The following is an 18,231-nucleotide window of genomic DNA, read 5'->3' on the forward strand; positions in this document are numbered from 1 at the left end:
TTCGCGAGCGAGCTCGCTCCCACATTTTTTAGCCCGCCATCTAGGCAGGCTCGGTATTACAGAACGTCCAGCAGCTCGACGTCGAATACTAGAACGCTGTGCGGCGGGATGCTGCCCACGCCTTGTGCGCCGTAAGCCAGTTCGCTCGGCACGTACAGGCGCCATTTGCTGCCGGCATTCATCAGTTGCAGGGCTTCGGTCCAACCAGCGATCACGCCGCCAACCGGGAATTCTGCAGGCTGGCCGCGCTCGTAGGAGCTGTCGAACACAGTGCCGTCGATCAGGGTGCCGTGGTAATGCGTACGTACCTGGTCTTCACGGGTCGGCTTGGCGCCTTCGCCCTGAGTCAGCACTTCGAATTGCAGGCCGGAAGCCAGGGTGGTGATGCCGTCACGCTTGGCGTTTTCGGCGAGGAAGGCCAGGCCTTCGCCAGCCGCGGCTTCAGCCTTGGCCGCTGCTTCGGCTTGCATGATCTCGCGGATCACCTTGAAGCTGGCGGACATTTCTTCCTGGCCAACACGGCTTGGCTTGCCGGCGAAAGCGTCGGTCAGACCGGCCAGGATCGCGTCCAGGCTGACACCCGGTGGCGGGTTGTCGCGCAGCTGGTCGCCGAGTTGACGGCCGATACCGTAGCTGACGCGGGTTTCGTCGGTGGACAGATTTACTTCGGACATGACACTGCTCCGCTGTGCGGACGGCCACAGGACTTGCCGTGCGTGCACAGCGCGTCCCGGCGCGCCCGGAACCAAAAGGGCGAGCAGACTAGCACAGATACCCCGGACTTGGGGCCGGGGCTACAGGGCCGAGCGCCAGGCGAGCGGCACTTTCAGGCTTTCATCGAGGTCACCGACCAGGCCACACATTTCGTCGTGGACCGAGGTGTGCACAAGATTGAAGGGCAGTACCGGAAAGGCATGCAGCAGATCCCGCGCGTGCTCCACTGAGCGCAGCGTCAGCATATTGCCCTTGAGATCGCTCAACGGATACGCCGCTCCATGCATCCTCGCTTCCAACAGGTAAATGCCACCCTCCATCGAGATCAGGTTCAACTCATCGACCTTTTTGGCAACAGCAAACGCGTTCAACTCTTGCAGGTTCATGGAAGCACCTCACACATGGCGAATCGCACCGTTACAGGCATAGGCCGCTGCGCTTGAAAGCACAAGCCACAAACGAAACCGCCCGTCTGTTTCGCAACAGACGGGCGGTTTTTTTGCCTTGATCGGCTGATCAGTGCTTGGTGACCTTGTCCAGGTAACCCATGGCAAATGCGGATACCACAAAAGTCATGTGAATGATCACGTACCACATCAAATGCTCGGGATCGACGTTCTTGGCGTCCATGAAGATACGCAGCAAATGGATCGAGGAAATCGCCACGATCGACGCCGCGACTTTCATCTTCAGCGACGACGAGTCCATGGTGCCCAGCCAGCTGAGCTTCTCTTTGCCTTCGTCGATGTCCAGTTGCGAGACAAAGTTCTCGTAGCCGGAAATCATCACCATTACCAGCAGACCGCCCACCAGCGCCATGTCGATCAGCGACAGCAGCACCAGAATCAGATCCGATTCAGCCATGGCGAAGACGTTGGGCAGGATATGGATGATTTCCTGGAAGAACTTCAATGCCAGCGCCAGCAGACCGAGGGACAGGCCGATGTAGATCGGCGCCAGCAGCCAGCGGGTGGCGTACATTGCATTTTCGATAAAGCGTTCCATTGACTCTCACACAAGGGGCTGGAAATGGCGGCGAGTATAACAGCCCGCTGTGACAGCCAGAAACCGCCGGAAAATCCGCCACCTGCGTGTGTGTGACAAAGTTTTTCTGCTAGTGTCCAAAGCATTGACAGCCCAATGACAGTGGACAGGATGCGTGGAAATGGATGTGCGATCAGCCTTGACGACTGCCGGAATCTGCCTCGCCTTGCTCATCGGCGGTTGCTCGCCCGGCGATGAAAAACAAGTCGCCAACCTTGACGAAAAGACCGCCACCTTCGAACAGTCACTGGACACGATCAGCGATCCGAAGCTCAAGGACGCCATCACCGAACTCGGCGGTTCGCTGCTGTTGCTCGAACGGGCCAGGCTCAAGCTTGACGACATCACCCCGCATACCGAATACGGTGCCGACGCCCTCGCCGTGCTCAAGCACTATCCTACCCCGCAGGCGCTGGTCGATACGTTCATCAACGGCCTGTTCGTGCTGCACAAGGACGCCAGCTCGGATTACCTGACCGATCTGCAACCGGTATTCCCGTTCAACCTGAACATTCCCGGCGGTTTTCTGTTCCCGCACGGCATCGAATGGCATTCGGTCACGTTGAGCAACAAACGGGTGATCGCCTGGCAGCCGGAATGGTCGGAAACCGATCCGGGCATTCAGCTCAGCCCGTCCAGCTCCAACGTGACCAACCCCGATGACCTGACGGTGACCTATCCGTTCATCGATGGCCTCAACGTCGACAAAAAAAGCCTGCCACAACCGGTCAGCCTGCAAGGCCAGGTCGAGGTCATTGCGCCCCGTCGCTTGTACAGTTTCGACCTGACGCAGAAAGACGTCGGCCAGACCCGCAGCAACGACAATCTCAGCGTCAAACTGCTCAAGCTGGAAAAAAACTACGCCGAGGTCGAAGTCAGCAACAGCCTGCCGCTCGCGGCAGAAGTCGCCGAAACCCGGATCAATCCGCTGATCGTCCAGGCCCGCGACGCCAGTGGCCAATACCTGGTGCGCGCCGGTTCGATCAACGAAAGCCCGGAGCAGGTCGAGTTTTACCAGAAGCAACTGACGCAGTTACAGAAGCAGAAGAGCTGGAGCGACACCCTGGAAAAACAGCTCAGCGACGAACAGCAAGCCTTCGAGAAAGAACACCCGCGCCGCTACAACAAGGTGTATTTCCACGGCCCCATCGACACACTGGAAGTCAGCGTGCTCGACTTCTCCTCGGCAACGGTGACGCGCAAATCCCTGGATCTGCCGGTGCGCACCTTCAATCCGCACACCACGGCCAAAGCCGTGCAGCCGCTGGATCTGCCAGTTGTGGTGTATGACGATCTGGCCGCCAACTGGCTCAAAGGCGCGGACCTGACCGAGGAACAATTGAAGGCCGGCGTGCGCATTCATCAATCGGTGGAAGAGCCGAGCGCGGCGCGTATCGAGTTTTCCCACCGCCGCACCTTCAATGACGAATTGCTTGGCGACCAACTCAATCCCGGCGTCAGCCCGGTGACTTTCTTCACGGAAAAGCGCGGCGGCAAACTCGACGAGCCGATCGAACTGCCGCCCGAGGCGTATCAGGTCGATCCGCTGCAAGCGACGATTACATATGATCTGAACCTGTTTCCGGAAACCCCGGCGATTGCCGTGGGCTCGATGCCGTTATTTCTGGCCACGGTGGCCAAGCAATCCTACGACGCGCAGTCATTGCCCAAAGGCCTGGCGATCAAGGACAGCACGCTGGTGGTCGACCTGAAAACCTTCCCGGCCAACGAATGGCGTTTCTTCGTCAAGGACGACAGTGGCCACTACCTCAAGCAGATTCTTTCGGTCAGCCACGACGCCAGTGCAGAAGGCCCGGCGCTACTCGGCGTGCACTATTTTTACGGTCGCCCGACTCGCGTGGAAACCTATCAGCGCACCGACCTCGCCACCGTGCAATACGGTTTTGAGGTCAAGCTCGACAAGGCGCAGGTCGACCAGTCAGCACCTTAACCGTTGAGGCTGCGCCCACGGCCGCCGTTGATCTGCCGCAACTGGGCTTGCAGGTGCAGGCTCCAGATCTGCGGATCATCGGCCAGTTCGTAACCATGCAAGGTCAGGCTTTCAACGATGGTGTCGAGAATCGACTCGGCCGCGACCGGGCCGTGAAAAGGGCCTTGGGCTTTGATCGCGGAAGGTTGTTCGCCGGCCATGCCGGCCGCGAAGAGCAGCGTCCACATGCCGTTGTCGCCGGCCAGCGGCTTGACGGCGCATTCGATCCGGGTCACCAGACCCAGGCATTGACGGGTGAGACAGAGGTTGCGCGACATGGCGGCGACCCTCGGTAAAGCCGGTATTCAGCCCCCATGGGAGGACTGGCTCGATCCAGTGATACTGTCGATATCCTTGACCTGAGAATAGAAGAAAAGTGTCCCGCGCAAGCCAAATGGAACCAGAAGGCGCCGAATGGTCATTGTGTGAATATTGGCGCCAGACTCGTGACACATTCCCCGAAGATCCCCGCAGAAATCAATCTGGAAAAGCATTGTGGGAGCGAGCCTGCTCGCGAAGACGATGGATCAGCCAACTCATTCGTCGATTGATACAGCGCTTTCGCGAGCAGGCTCGCTCCCACAGGGTCTGGCGTGAACTGATCAGGCCGGTTTGGCTTCGGCGAGAGCCTCCTGCGCCAGCTCCTTCTCGGCCTCTTTCAAGTCCTCTTCGCTGATCATCTCGGCGATATCGCGCAGGCGCTCGACCACTCGGGCATTGATGCTGCCTTCGGGGAATTCGCCATCGGCGTTCGGCTCTCCGGCCGGCTCGCCCACCAGCAGGCTCAGCGCCTCATCGGCCTGACGCACCGCATACACGTGGAACTGGCCGGCGCGCACGGCGGCGAGGACTTTCTCATCGAGCATCAGCGTGGCGACGTTGGCCTGGGGAATGATCGCGCCCTGCTCGCCGGTCAGACCGCGTGCTTCGCAGAGGCGGAAGAAGCCTTCGATCTTCTCGTTGACCCCGCCGACCGCCTGCACTTCGCCAAACTGGTTGATCGAACCGGTGATGGCAAAACATTGCTTGAGCGGGGTTTTCGACAGTGCCGAAATCAGCGTGCACGCCTCGCCCAGCGATGCACTGTCGCCGTCGACGTAACCGTACGACTGCTCGAGCGCAATGCTTGCCGAAATCGCCAGCGGGAATTCCTGGGCGTAACGGCTGCCCAGATAACCGGTGAGGATCATCACGCCTTTGGAGTGAATCGGCTGGCCGAGGTTGACCTCACGTTCGATGTCGACGATACCGCTCCCGCCCGGGTACACCGTGGCGGAAATCCGCGCCGGCACGCCGAACGCCGAATCACCGACCTCCAGCACCGTCAGCCCGTTGCACTTGCCGACTGCTGCACCGTCAGTGTCGATGAGGATGATTCCGGCGAGCATGTCGTCGAGAATCCGCGCCGAGACCCGCCCGGTGCGGGTGGCCTTGGCTTTCAGGGCGCGTTCGATATGGCCGGCGTCGGTCATTTCATCGCCGGCCAGATGGCGAATGAAATCCGCCTCGCTGACCAGTTGGAACAGATCACCAATGCGCGCCGACAAGCGCCCCTGATGCTCGGCCAGCCGCGCACTGTAGGTCGCCAGCCGTGCCACCGCATCGGCGGTCAGCGGCGCCATGCCTTCTTCCGAAGTACGCGTCTTCAGGAGCTGGGCGAACTGCTCGAGGCTTTCGTCGACCATCGGGATGTCTTCGTCGAAGTCGACCAGAACGCGAAACATCTCCTGGAAGTCCGGATCGAGATCCTGCAGCGTGTAATACAGCTGCCGCGCACCAATGATGATGACTTTGACCTGCAGCGGGATGTGCTGCGGATTCAGGGTCATGGTGGCGAAGCGGCCCATCTCGCCCAGCGGCGACTCCATTTTCAGTTTGCGCGATTGCAGGGCGCGTTTGAGCGCATCCCACACGAACGGCTCGCTGAGCATTTTTTCCGCTTCAAGAATCAGGAAACCGCCGTTGGCGCGGTGCAGCGCCCCCGGACGCAACTGCCGGTAAGTGGTGTAGAGCGCACCCTGATCGGTGGTGTACTCGATGCGGCCGAACAGGTTTTCGTAGGTCGGATGTGGCTCGAATACCACCGGTGCACCGCCGCTGGCCGGATGCCCGACCACCAGGCTTGGTGCGTATTGTTCTTCCAGCAACTTGCGCGCGACGGCGTCGGTCTTGCTGTCGTCGACCAGTTGCTCGACCACGGTTTTCAGCAGGTAGACCTGCATCGCTTGCAGGTAACCGCAGACCCCGGCGTTCTCCGCGTACTTCTCCGACAGCGGCGCCAGCAACGGCTGCAAGGCCAGGGTGATGGTTTCTTCGTTGAGGTGGCGCAGTTGATTGTTCGACTCGCGCTTCCACTGCGGCAGGCTGGCGAGTTCTTCGTTCAGGCGCTCTTCGAGGCCGGAAATGTCATCGTGAAACCGCTCGCGCTCGGCTTCCGGCAACTGCGCGAATTCGGCTTCGTCCAGGGCCTTGCCGTCGAGCATCGGCGTGAAGGCGATATTGCTGCTGTCGCGGTACAGGGCGACGTCTTTTTCCAGGGCCAGGCGCTCGATGATGTCCAGCGCCTTGTCGTAGCGCTGGTTGAAGGCGCGGTCGATGGCGCTTTTTTTCTGCTGGTAGGACGGGTGTTCGAAAACCGCCGGAAAAGTCGCCAGCAGGTTGTCGATCAGGCCGTTGATGTCAGCGATGAACGAGGCCGCCGTGCCCGATGGCAGCTCCAGTGCACGCGGTTCGCGCGGCTCATCGAAGTTGTTGACGTAGACCCAGTCCGCCGGGGTCTGCAGGCGCTTGCCTTCGGCTTTCAGGTAGCGTTTGACGAACGAAAAACGGCCAGTGCCGGGCTCGCCCATGACGAATACGTTGTAACCGGGGCGTGGCATCGCCACACCGAACTGCAAGGCTTCGACCGCGCGTTCCTGGCCGAGCACACCGCGAAAGGGCTCCAGATCATTGGTGCTAGTGAAGCTGAACTGTTCAGCGGAAAACGGACGAGTCAGCGCTTCGGGCGCAAGACGCAGGCTGGCAGCAACAGGATCAGGCATCGGGCTTCCTTAACAATCAGGCGGGGCAGGTAGCGGCATTCTGGCGCTGCCCGTGCCCCACTGGCAAGGCGCGCCACATGACAAAGCATAGACAAGCGCGCGGCCGGCCGACGCATCCCGATAAATCAGAGGTTTATTCCAAATATTTTGCAAAAAATCACGGAACCGCTGGAACGTGCCTAAACTCCAAACTGCGCGGCTGGAACTAATACCGGCCCACTGACACTTTCGGTTCTGTCCTCGGGCAGAGCGCGAAGGGCCAGAACCCTGTCCATTGGTATGCACATAAAGAGAACAAAGCTATGAAACGGATTCTTCTCGGTACTCTCTTCACCGCTGTATCCATCAACGCAATGGCGCAAGCCCCGGGCGGCCCGGATTGCGGTTGGGGCAACATGCTGTTCGAAGGTCAGCGTGGCACCCCGGCGCACTTCCTTGCTTCCACCACCAACGGCACTTCCGGTAACGCCACGTTCGGTATGACTTCCGGCACCAACGGTTGCTCGACCAACGCATCGCTGACCTACGGCGGCAAATCCTGGTTCGCCATGAATGGCATGATGAACGAGCTGTCCGAAGACATGGCCAAAGGCAATGGCGAAGCGCTGACCACTTATGCCGTGGTCCTGGGCGTAGCACCGGAAGATCGCGCGCACTTCGCGCAAGTGACCCACGAGCACTTCCAGCAGATCTTCAGCAAGGCTGACGTGACCGCTGAAGACGTGCATACCAACACCCTGGCGGTACTGAAATCGGACCCACGTCTGGCCAAGTACGCAACTCAGGCTTAAGCTCGACCCCGCCCGCTTCCTTCGGGAAGCGGGTTTTGTTTTTTTGGCCCGCCCCTCTTTGGGTCTTTTATTTCTTTTCCTGTTCAAGTTGCCGACTATGCTCAAACGCCTTGCCTGGCTGGCGCTCTGTGTCTGCGCCCCGCTGTCCGCCGCGCCTCACATCGATCCTCAACGTTTGCAGCAACTGGCCAACGACCGCTTCTGGATTTCCCTCGGTCATTACGAAACCGCCAAACTCGGCGGCTGGCGCAGCTATGTCAGCGACAAGAAGTTCTTTCTCGCGCCCGACGGCAACGAGCATCCGGACCGCGAACTGGCCGCCACCGTGCAGGCGCTGTACGCCCCGGCCAGCCTCGGCGAGCAACACGCACAATGCGTCTACCCGGCGCGTACACGCTGGCTGAAAGCGCAGCTCAATCTCGCCGACCTGCCAGCGCCCGAATGCGCCGAATACAAGCAATGGTTCAAGGACGTCTCGCCGCACAGCGCGGTGATGATCTTCCCGGCGGCGTATCTCAACAGCCCTTCGTCGATGTTCGGCCACACCCTGCTGCGCATCGATCAGGCGGATGTGCAGGCCGACAAGACTTCACTGCTCAGCTACGCGATCAACTTCGGTGCCTACATCGAAGGCTCGGACAACAGCATTCTGTATGCCTGGAAAGGCTTGATGGGCGGCTACCCGGGGCTGTTTGCGCTGGTGCCGTATCAGGAAAAACTCTCGGAATACCGCAGCCTGGAAAACCGCGACCTGTGGGAATACCGCCTCAACCTGACCCAGGAAGAAACCGCACGCATGGTCGAACATGTGTGGGAGCTCAAGCAGATCCAGTTCGACTACTTCTTCTTCGACGAAAACTGCTCGTATCGTTTGCTGGAACTGCTGCAAGTGGCGCGACCGAGCCTGCGCCTGACCGAACAATTCCCGCTGACCGCGATCCCGACCGACACTGTCAAAGCGGTGAAAGAGGCCGGGCTGGTCGAACACATCGAATATCGCCCGTCCCGCGAACGTGAACTGCTCAGCCGCGCCGAACCGTTGAGCGATGAAGAACAGCAATGGGTGCTGAAAGTCAGCGCCGATCAAAAAGTCCTGCAAGAGCCAAAGTTCAAAGCCCTGCCGCGCGCACGTCAGGCGTTGATCGTCGACGCCGCCTATCGTCTGGAGCGCTACCGCGCCAACGGTCAGGAGCGCGACCCGCAACGAGCGCAGCGCAGTTTTGAACTGCTGCGGGCGATCAACAAGAACCCGGCGCCGGAGTTGGAAATTCCGCAACCCGGTCTGCCCGAAGATGGCCACGAGTCCCGCACCTGGCAGGCCGGCCTAGGTACGCGAGGCGATCGCGCCTTTGGCGAATATGGCCTACGCATGGCTTATCACGACCTCAATGACAACGCCGAAAGCTTTCCTCTCGGCGCGCAGATCGAGATCCTGCAACTGAAGCTGCGCCAATACGAAAGCAATGACTGGCAGTTGCAGCAACTGGACCTGGCGACCATTCGTTCGCTGACACCGCGCAACGAGCTGCTGCAACCGCTGTCGTGGCAAGTCACCGGTGGCCTTGAGCGCGTGCCGGGCAAGCATGATGACGAGACGCTGGTCAGCCATGTCAACGGTGGCGGCGGCGGCACGTGGCAGTTGGGCGAAGACGTGCTCGGCTTCGCGCTGGGCACGGTACGCGTGGAACACAACAATGACTTCGCCGAGTTTGTTTCCCCGGCTGGTGGCTTCAATACCGGCGTGCTATGGAAAAACCCGCTGGGCAATCTGAGCCTGGAGGCCAAGGGCGACTACTTCTTCAACGGCGAAGTGCGCCGTAGCCTGAGCCTGAATCAGCAGTGGGAGCTGTCGCGCAACCTCGGTTTGCGCCTGAGCGCGCAGCGCGAGTTCAGCCAGCTCGCCAGCCCGGAAACGGAAGTCATGCTTGAAGTGAAGTGGTATCACTACTGATCCCGAGCCTGTGTAAATCTCCCTGTGGGAGCGAGCCTGCTCGCGAAAGCGGTGGGTCAGTCAATAGCAGTGTTGCCTGACAAGACGCCTTCGCGAGCAGGCTCGCTCCCACAGGGGCCTTGTGGTGTGCAATGGATTTTTCACAGGCCTTCGACAGCCGCCTCATGAATCCCCTTCTAGACTTTCCTTATGAGCCGAGTATCGGCGCGGGAGAGTGCGATGTGGCGGTGCGTGGGGTTGTTGGGCGTTGTATTGGCGCTGGGCGGTTGCCAGACCACCCATGAAGACTTGATCGCCAAGGGTTATCCACCGGCCTTCGCCGACGGTTTCGATGACGGTTGCGTCAGCGGCCGGCAAGCGGCGGGCTCGATCAGCGGTGAGTTTCGCAAGAATGTGCCGCGCTATCTCAAGGACCAGCAATACGCCGACGGCTGGGTCGACGGCTTCCGCCAATGTCAGGCGATGCTGGAAAACAGGGATCGCGAGCAATATCGCAACGAACATTGGGATGAACGCGAACGCGCCTGGCAGCAGCAGAAGGACCAGGACGTCGGGCGGGCTTATCGCTCGCAATAGGTCGTTTGCAGACATCCGTTGAAACCAAATGCCGGCAACCATGGCCCAAATCCTTTAACAGGAGGACTTCATGAGTCGCGCATTCGTCAACGAAGACAACGCCGCCGCGCAGGCCGATCAGCCGGTCGAACGTCAGGTCAGCACGCAGCCCAATTACGTCACCCCGCAAGGTCTGACGCAATTGCAGGCGAAAGTCACCGAGTTGCAAAGCCTGCACGCCGAGCAAACGGCCAAGGGCGAGCAGGCCGACAAGCAACGTCTGGCCGATCTGCAACGGGATCTGCGTTATTTCACTCAACGCCTGAGCAGCGCCCAAGTTGCAATCGCTGCGACCTCCACCGACAAGGTCCAAATCGGTAGCTGGGTGACCTTCGCCGACGAACACGACACAGAACACCGCGTGCAACTGGTCGGCGAAGATCAGGCCGACGCCAGTCAGGGCCTGATCAACTGGGCCTCACCGCTGGGCCGGGCTTTGCTTGGCGCCCGGCTCAACGATGAAGTGCTATGGCAGCGGCCTGCCGGCGACCAACTGATCGAAGTGATCCGCATCGAACCGGCTTAAACCACGCCTTGCGCCAACATCGCATCGGCGACTTTGACGAAGCCGGCAATGTTCGCGCCTTTGACGTAATTGATCTGACCGTTGTCTTCGCCGTAATGCACGCAGGCGTGGTGGATCGACTGCATGATCGCGTGCAGCTTGCTGTCCACCTCGCCCGCCGTCCACAGCAGGCGCATGGCGTTCTGCGACATTTCCAGACCACTCACGGCAACACCGCCCGCATTCGACGCCTTGCCCGGTGCGAACAGAATGCCGGCCTCGATAAAGATATCCACAGCCTCCAGCGTGGTCGGCATGTTCGCGCCTTCAGCCACACAGACGCAGCCATTGCGCAGTAGCGTGCGTGCGGCCTCGGCGTCGAGTTCGTTCTGCGTCGCGCAGGGCAGCGCGATATCGCACGGCAGCGACCACGGATGTTGGCCGGCGCGGAATTCCAGACCATGGGCGCTCGCCAGTTCGCTGATGCGCCCGCGTTTGATGTTCTTCAGCTCCAGCAGCGCCAGCCACTGTGCTTCGCTCAAGCCTGCCTCGCAGTACAGCGTGCCTTCGGAGTCGGACAGGGAAATCACTTTGCCGCCCAGGTCCATCACTTTGCGCGCCGCGTACTGAGCAACGTTGCCGGAACCGGAAATCGCCACGCGCTTGCCTTCCACGCCCTGCCCGCGGCGCTTGAGCATCTCCTCGGCGAAGTACACGCAGCCGAAACCGGTGGCTTCCGGGCGAATCAGGCTGCCGCCGTAGGTCATGCCCTTGCCGGTGAGGACGCTGGTGAACTGGTTGCTCAGGCGCTTGTACTGGCCGAAGAGGAAACCGATCTCCCGCGCACCGACGCCGATGTCACCGGCCGGCACGTCAACGTCGGCGCCGATGTGGCGATACAACTCGCTCATGAACGCTTGGCAGAAACGCATGACCTCGGCGTCGCTCTTGCCCTTCGGATCGAAGTCGGAACCGCCCTTGCCGCCGCCCATGGGCAGGGAGGTCAGCGAGTTCTTGAAGGTCTGCTCGAAGGCGAGGAATTTCAGCACGCCGAGGTTCACCGATGGATGGAAGCGCAGGCCGCCCTTGTAAGGGCCGATGGCGCTGTTCATCTGGATGCGGAAACCGCGATTGACCTGGACCTTGCCCTGATCGTCGACCCACGACACGCGAAACACCACCGCGCGCTCGGGCTCGCAGATGCGCTCGAGAATGCCTGAAGTCAGGTAATGCGGATTGGCTTCAAGAAACGGCCACAGACTGCGCAGGACTTCTTCGACAGCCTGGTGGAATTCGGGTTGATCCGGGTCGCGTTTTTTCAGGCGCGCAAGGAAGGATTCGACGGATTCGATCATGGGCAAAGTCTCGGCAAATTTATTGTCGTTGGAAGAGATTGGGTCGGACTGTAACAAACGAATTGCGCACAGGAACAGAGCAAAATGTCGCAGTTATGAAATTAAATGGTGCACAGGATATAAATCCGAGGGGTATTTGATCCGTTTTTGCACCTGAGTGGGGAGCACAGATCCAAGACTTGCACCAACAGTTACACCGTATTCGCGAGCAGGCTCGCTCCCACATTTGGAATGCGTTACCCCTGTGGGAGCGAGCCTGCTCGCGAAAGCCGCAACTCGGTTTATCAGGAAAAAACCAGGCGAAAAAAAACGGAGCCCGAAGGCTCCGCTCTTTTTGCAACCAACCCGAATCAGGCCAGTTTCTTGTGACGTACCCGGTGAGGCTGGGCCGCTGCTTCGCCGAGGCGTTTTTTGCGGTCGGCTTCGTATTCGGTGTAGTTGCCTTCGAAGAACACCGCTTGCGAGTCGTCTTCATACGCCAGGATGTGCGTGGCGACACGGTCAAGGAACCACCGATCGTGGGAGATCACAATGGCGGCGCCCGGGAAGTCCAGCAGGGCTTCTTCCAGCGAACGCAGGGTTTCCACGTCGAGGTCGTTGGACGGTTCGTCGAGCAGCAGGACGTTGCCGCCCTCCTTCAGGGTCAGCGCCAGGTGCAGACGACCGCGCTCACCGCCGGACAGATCCTTGACGAACTTTTGCTGATCGCCGCCCTTGAAGTTGAAGCGGCCGACGTAAGTGCGCGACGGGATTTCGTAGTTGCCGATGCGGATCTGGTCGGAACCGTCGGAAATCTGCTGGAACACGGTCTTGCTGCCGTCGAGGTCTTCGCGGCTCTGGTCGACGCAGGCCAGTTGCACGGTTTCGCCGATTTCGATGCTGCCCGAATCCGGGGTTTCCTTGCCCATCAGCATGCGGAACAGCGTCGACTTACCGGCACCGTTACCACCGATCACGCCGACAATGGCGCCTTTCGGCATGGAGAACGACAGGTTGTCGATCAGCACGCGATCGCCGTAGCCCTTGGTGACGTTCTTGAACTCGATGACCTTGTCGCCCAGGCGTGGACCGGCCGGGATGTAGATCTCGTTGGTCTCGCTGCGCTTCTGGAATTCCTGCGATTGCATTTCTTCGAAGCGTTGCAGGCGTGCCTTGGATTTCGACTGGCGGGCCTTGGCGCCTTTGCGCACCCACTCCAGTTCTTCTTTCATGGCTTTTTCGTGAGCCGACTGCTGCTTTGATTCCTGGGCCAGACGATCGGACTTGGCTTCGAGCCAGCCCGAATAGTTGCCCTCGTAAGGAATGCCCGCGCCGCGGTCGAGTTCCAGAATCCAGCCGGCGACGTTGTCGAGGAAGTAACGGTCGTGCGTGATCGCGACCACGGTGCCCGGGAAGTCGTGGAGGAAATGCTCCAGCCACGCCACCGAATCGGCATCCAGGTGGTTGGTCGGTTCGTCGAGCAGCAGCATGTCCGGCGCGGACAGCAGCAGACGGCACAGGGCGACACGGCGCTTTTCACCACCGGACAGGTGTTCGACTTTCGCGTCCCAGGCCGGCAGACGCAGTGCATCGGCAGCAACTTCCAGCTGGCGCTCGAGGTTGTGGCCGTCGCTGGCCTGCAGAATCGCTTCGAGCTTGGCCTGTTCAGCAGCAAGCTTGTCGAAGTCGGCATCCGGGTCGGCGTAGGCCGCGTAGACCTCGTCCAGACGCGCTTGCGCATCCTTGATCACGCTGACCGCTTCCTCGACCACTTCACGTACGGTCTTGGCTGGGTCGAGCTGCGGCTCTTGCGGCAGGTAACCGATGTTCAGGTCCGGCATCGGACGGGCTTCGCCTTCGAACTCGGTGTCGACGCCGGCCATGATTTTCAGCAGCGTGGATTTACCCGAACCGTTGAGGCCGAGCACGCCGATCTTGGCGCCGGGGAAGAAGGACAGCGAAATGTTCTTGAGAATTTCCCGCTTCGGCGGAACAACTTTGCCCAGCCGATGCATGGTGAAGACGTATTGAGCCATGGAGAACCTTGGGTCAGTGACAGATGAATGATTGGAGCGCAGGCGATGCCTGGCCAGACCGGTGCGCGTCGTTCACTTGAGGATCATCAATGCGTGCGCGCGGAAAAAGTCTGATTCTAGGAGCTGGAACGCCCCCGCGTAACCGGCAAAGCTACCTTAATGACCGATGGCAGTCCAGCCGAGAGGGGCTGGCACTTCGCCACGAGTCAAGGCATGCTAGCCGCCCTTCGGGCGTCCGGCTTATAGTGCACGTCGCGCCAGTCCAGCCAAATCGCAGGATCACAGCTTGACCAATGTCACTCCGCCAGCCTCTGTGAGCAGCACCCCACCGGCGCCCGGCTCGCCCCTGCGCGGGACATTGAAGGGTGCGCTGGCCACCCTCGTGCTGTTATTGCTCGCGTTGCTGTTCTGGCAACTGCTCGATCAATTGCGTGAAACGCAGAAGAATCAGCGCCAGTACACCATCGACTACACCGCCGACCTCGCCGCCCAGGTCAGCCTGAACATGGCGCTGAATGCGCAAATCGCCCTCAATCTGCTACCGATCGTCGAACAACCGCAAACCGCCGACGAACAGCAGATGCTCCTGCGCAAGTTGCAGCGTTCGCTGCCGGATCTGCGCAGCATGGCCCTGCTTTCTCCCTCCGGCCGCATCATCAGCGACAGCGCCACCGACAGTTCCGACGCCGATTACCTGACCGAACTGGTGCGTCGCAGTCGCGCTCAGGCGCATTATTTCAGCAATGCCGATGACGGCTCGGTGGTGCACCTGCTGTTGCATCAGGCCAGCGGCAGCAGTCGCGGTTACTGGGCCTTGCGCCTGACGCCAACCTTCTTCGACTCGCTGACCAAACAGGACGCCACCGCCCTGCGCCCGTTGTGGCTGGTGGAAAACCGCCTCAATCACCAGATCATCAGCCGCGAAGCGGGGCTGCCCTCGGCCAAGGCTGGCGGGCTGACGCCTGACGATGTCGCCAACACCGTGCTGACCGTGCCGCTGAGCAGCAGCGACTGGCAACTGCGCGGGCTGTTCGACCGCCAGCGCGTACTGGAAGAATTGCTGCCGGCGTTCATCGGCAAATGCCTGCTCGGCCTGGCGTTCTCGATGTTGCCGGTGATCGCCCTGTTGAACATGCGTCGGCGCCAGCGCCAGGTGCATGAAGGCCGGCGGCGTTATCAGGATATTTTCGAAGGCACCGGCGTGGCCTTGTGCGTGCTTGACCTGTCCGGCCTCAAGCAGATGTTCGACAAGGCGCAGATCCAGACCAGCGACCAGCTCAAGGCCTGGCTCGACCAACCGCAGCAGCGCCAGCAGTTGCTCGCGGAAATGCGCGTCACCGAGGTCAATCAGGTCGCCCTGCAACTGCTCGATGTGCATTCCTGCGACGATGCCTGGCAACTGCTGATCGATGGCCAGCGCCATCCGCAGTGCGCGATCGGTCAGCAGATCCTCGACGCCGTCCTGCAGCAGCAGAAACAGCTGGAACTGGAAATCAAACTGCCCAACAGCAATGGTCGCGACCAGCACCTGTGGATGGTCCTGCGCCTGCCGAGCGAGCAGCACGACTATAAAGCGGTGATCCTCAGCATCAACGACATCACCAGCCGCAAGCTGATCGAGCTGTCGTTGCTGGAGCGCGAAGGCTTCTGGTCGGACGTGGTGCGCACCGTGCCGGATCATCTGTATGTGCAGGACGTGATCAGCCAGCGGATGATTTTCAGCAACCACCACCTCGGCCAGACCCTGGGGTACAACCGCACTGAACTGCATCAGATGGGCGAATACTTCTGGGAAATCCTTCTGCATCCGGAAGACGCCGACTATTACCATCGCTCGCGGCAGTTGCAGCGTCACGCCGGTTACAGCCAGTTGTTGCAATGCCAATTGCGCTTCCGCCATCGCGACGGCAAGTGGCGGCGCTTCGACATCCGTGAACAGGCGCTGGCGCGGGACAAGCATGATCAGGTCACGCGGATCATCGGCGTCGCCAAGGACATCACCGAACAGATTGAGGCGAGCGAATCGCTGCGTGACAGCGAGCAGCGCTACCGCATGCTCGCCGAAAGCATCAGCGACGTGATTTTCTCCACCGACAGCAAGCTCTCGCTGAACTACGTCAGCCCGTCGGTGCAGGCCGTGCTTGGCTACAACGCCGAATGGATTTTCCAGAACGGCTGGCAATCGATCATCGCCAATCCCGGGCAACTGAACGGCATTCATGTGCTGATGGACCGCGTCAGCAAGGCGCTGGACAAGCCCGAGCAACTGGCATTGCTGCGCAGTCAGGTGCAAACCCAGCTGTTCCTCTTCGATTGCCTGCGTGCCGATGGCCGCAAGATTCCGATCGAACTGCGCCTGGTGCTGGTTTGGGACGAACACGGCGCGTTCGAAGGCGTGCTCGGCGTCGGCCGCGATATCAGCCAGCAGCGCCGCGCGGAAAAAGACCTGCGCATGGCCGCTACGGTATTCGAGCACTCGACTTCGGCAATCCTGATCACCGACCCGGCCGGTTATATCGTTCAGGCCAACGAAGCCTTCAGTCGGGTCAGCGGCTACAGCGTCGGCGAAGTGCTTGACCAGTTGCCGAACATGCTCACCGTCGACGAACAGCAGGATGCGCACCTGCGCTACGTGCTCAAGCAGTTGCACGAGCACAGCACCTGGGAAGGCGAAGTATGGATGAAGCGCCGTAACGGCGAGCACTACCCGGCGTGGGTCGGCATCACTGCCGTGCTCGACGACGAGGGCGATCTGGCCAGTTACGTGTGTTTCTTCAGCGACATCAGCGAGCGCAAGGCCAGCGAGCAGCGCATCCACCGCCTCGCCTATTACGACGCCCTCACCCACCTGCCGAACCGCACGCTGTTCCAGGACCGTCTGCACACCGCGCTGCAAGCGGCCGAACGGCAGAAGTCGTGGGTGGTGCTGATGTTCCTCGACCTCGACCGTTTCAAACCGATCAACGACTCCCTCGGCCACGCCGCCGGCGACCGCATGCTCAAGGACATGGCCACGCGCCTGCTGGCCTGCGTCGATGACGACGACACCGTGGCGCGCATGGGCGGCGACGAATTCACCTTGCTGCTGCAGCATCGCTCCAATCGCGAACTGGCGCTGAACCGGGCGATTCATGTCGCCGAGCAGATTCTCGCCAGCCTGGTGCGGCCGTTCGTGCTCGAGGGCCGCGAGTTCTTCGTCACCGCCAGTATCGGCATCGCCCTGAGTCCGCAGGACGGCAACGAACTCAGCCAGTTGATGAAGAACGCCGACACGGCGATGTACCACGCCAAGGAACGCGGCAAGAACAACTTCCAGTTCTATCAGGCCGACATGAACGCCAGTGCGCTGGAGCGTCTGGAACTGGAAAGCGATCTGCGCCATGCGCTGGAGCAGAACGAATTCGTCCTGTATTACCAGCCGCAGTTCAGTGGCGACGGCAAGCGCCTGACCGGCGCCGAAGCGCTGCTGCGCTGGCGCCATCCGCGTCGCGGGCTGGTGCCGCCGGGTGATTTCATTCCGGTGCTGGAAGAGCTCGGCCTGGTGGTGGACGTTGGCGACTGGGTCATCAGCGAGGCCTGTCGACAGCTGAAAACCTGGCACCAGCAACGGGTGCGGGTGCCGAAGGTCTCGGTGAACATTTCCGCACGGCAGTTCTCCGATGGCCAGTTGGGCACGCGAATCGCGACGATCCTGCGCGAAACCGGCCTGCCACCGGCGTGTCTGGAGCTGGAACTGACCGAAAGTATCCTGATGCGCGAAGTCAGCGAGGCGATGCAGATTCTTGCCGGGCTGAAGAACCTCGGCCTGAGCATCGCAGTCGATGACTTCGGCACCGGTTATTCATCGCTCAACTACCTCAAGCAATTCCCGATCGACGTGCTGAAGATCGACCGTACTTTCGTCGACGGCCTGCCGTCCGGCGAACAGGACGCGCAGATCGCCCGGGCGATCATCGCCATGGCCCACAGCCTGAACCTGGCGGTGATCGCCGAGGGCGTGGAAACCCACGAGCAACTGGACTTCCTGCGTGAGCATGGTTGCGATGAGGTGCAGGGCTATCTGTTCGGCCGGCCGATGCCGGCGGGACGGTTTGAAGCGCAGTTCTGTAACGATGCGCTGTTCATGTTCGACTGAACATCTGCGGCGCGCCCTTCGCGAGCAGGCTCGCTCCCACAGGGGAATGCATTGCAGCAGGGGAATGCATCTCAA

General features: G+C 60.6%; 13 protein-coding genes. 6 read left to right on the forward strand and 7 right to left on the reverse strand.

The features are described 5' to 3' along the window. Positions 1 to 56: 56 nt before the first annotated feature. The 3 genes from PSH90_RS22710 to PSH90_RS22720 form a co-directional block, all read right to left on the reverse strand. A complete protein-coding gene (locus tag PSH90_RS22710; protein ID WP_039761705.1) occupies positions 57 to 674 on the reverse strand; it encodes an FKBP-type peptidyl-prolyl cis-trans isomerase in 618 nt (205 codons plus the stop codon). 120 nt (positions 675 to 794) lie between these two features. Continuing rightward, complete coding sequence (locus tag PSH90_RS22715) at positions 795 to 1,100, reverse strand: DUF6482 family protein (protein ID WP_305381553.1); 306 nt, start codon at positions 1,098 to 1,100, stop codon at positions 795 to 797. A 130-nt stretch (positions 1,101 to 1,230) separates the two neighbouring features. Next, positions 1,231 to 1,719, reverse strand: coding sequence for a TIGR00645 family protein (locus tag PSH90_RS22720; RefSeq protein ID WP_016773116.1), 489 nt, complete (start codon positions 1,717 to 1,719; stop codon positions 1,231 to 1,233). Between the two features lie 160 nt (positions 1,720 to 1,879). Here PSH90_RS22720 and PSH90_RS22725 point away from each other — a divergent pair, with 160 nt between their 5' ends. Continuing rightward, positions 1,880 to 3,709: a hypothetical protein gene (locus PSH90_RS22725; protein WP_305381554.1), complete on the forward strand. Its 1,830-nt coding sequence runs from the start codon at positions 1,880 to 1,882 to the stop codon at positions 3,707 to 3,709. Here the strand turns inward: PSH90_RS22725 and PSH90_RS22730 are convergent. Continuing rightward, positions 3,706 to 4,026, reverse strand: a complete 321-nt coding sequence (locus tag PSH90_RS22730) for a hypothetical protein (protein ID WP_016773114.1) — start codon at positions 4,024 to 4,026, stop codon at positions 3,706 to 3,708. The two genes, PSH90_RS22725 and PSH90_RS22730, sit on opposite strands and share 4 nt — an antisense overlap. A 324-nt stretch (positions 4,027 to 4,350) precedes the next feature. Next, positions 4,351 to 6,789 (reverse strand): Lon protease family protein, encoded by a 2,439-nt coding sequence (locus tag PSH90_RS22735; protein WP_056790505.1) that lies wholly within the window; start codon positions 6,787 to 6,789, stop codon positions 4,351 to 4,353. 302 nt (positions 6,790 to 7,091) lie between these two features. On the opposite strand from PSH90_RS22735, the gene PSH90_RS22740 reads away from it, so the two are divergent. The 4 genes from PSH90_RS22740 (at position 7,092) to PSH90_RS22760 (ending at position 10,672) form a co-directional block, all read left to right on the forward strand. Then, the gene (locus PSH90_RS22740; protein WP_016773112.1) at positions 7,092 to 7,580 is read left to right on the forward strand and encodes a DUF3015 domain-containing protein; all 489 of its coding nucleotides are present in this window, start codon (positions 7,092 to 7,094) and stop codon (positions 7,578 to 7,580) included. 97 nt (positions 7,581 to 7,677) lie between these two features. After that, positions 7,678 to 9,531 (forward strand): DUF4105 domain-containing protein, encoded by a 1,854-nt coding sequence (locus tag PSH90_RS22745; RefSeq protein ID WP_305381556.1) that lies wholly within the window; start codon positions 7,678 to 7,680, stop codon positions 9,529 to 9,531. 219 nt (positions 9,532 to 9,750) lie between these two features. Next, the gene (locus PSH90_RS22755) at positions 9,751 to 10,107 is read left to right on the forward strand and encodes a hypothetical protein (RefSeq protein ID WP_095181853.1); all 357 of its coding nucleotides are present in this window, start codon (positions 9,751 to 9,753) and stop codon (positions 10,105 to 10,107) included. Between the two features lie 70 nt (positions 10,108 to 10,177). Next, positions 10,178 to 10,672, forward strand: coding sequence for a GreA/GreB family elongation factor (locus PSH90_RS22760; RefSeq protein WP_305381558.1), 495 nt, complete (start codon positions 10,178 to 10,180; stop codon positions 10,670 to 10,672). Here the strand turns inward: PSH90_RS22760 and gdhA are convergent. Both gdhA and ettA read right to left on the reverse strand, forming a co-directional pair. Beyond that, positions 10,669 to 12,006, reverse strand: coding sequence for an NADP-specific glutamate dehydrogenase (gdhA, locus tag PSH90_RS22765; RefSeq protein WP_305381559.1), 1,338 nt, complete (start codon positions 12,004 to 12,006; stop codon positions 10,669 to 10,671). The genes PSH90_RS22760 and gdhA overlap by 4 nt on opposite strands. Before the next feature lie 350 nt (positions 12,007 to 12,356). Further along, on the reverse strand, positions 12,357 to 14,021 hold the full coding sequence (gene ettA, locus PSH90_RS22770) for an energy-dependent translational throttle protein EttA (RefSeq protein ID WP_016773108.1): 1,665 nt from the start codon (positions 14,019 to 14,021) through the stop codon (positions 12,357 to 12,359). Between the two features lie 286 nt (positions 14,022 to 14,307). Between ettA and morA the strand changes: the two genes are divergently transcribed. Then, positions 14,308 to 18,156, forward strand: coding sequence for a cyclic di-GMP receptor MorA (gene morA / locus PSH90_RS22775; RefSeq protein ID WP_041477787.1), 3,849 nt, complete (start codon positions 14,308 to 14,310; stop codon positions 18,154 to 18,156). The last annotated feature ends 75 nt before the right edge of the window (positions 18,157 to 18,231 follow it).

Origin of the sequence: Pseudomonas sp. FP1762 (genome assembly GCF_030687105.1) — a bacterium.
Taxonomy (GTDB): Bacteria; Pseudomonadota; Gammaproteobacteria; order Pseudomonadales; family Pseudomonadaceae; genus Aquipseudomonas; species Aquipseudomonas siliginis.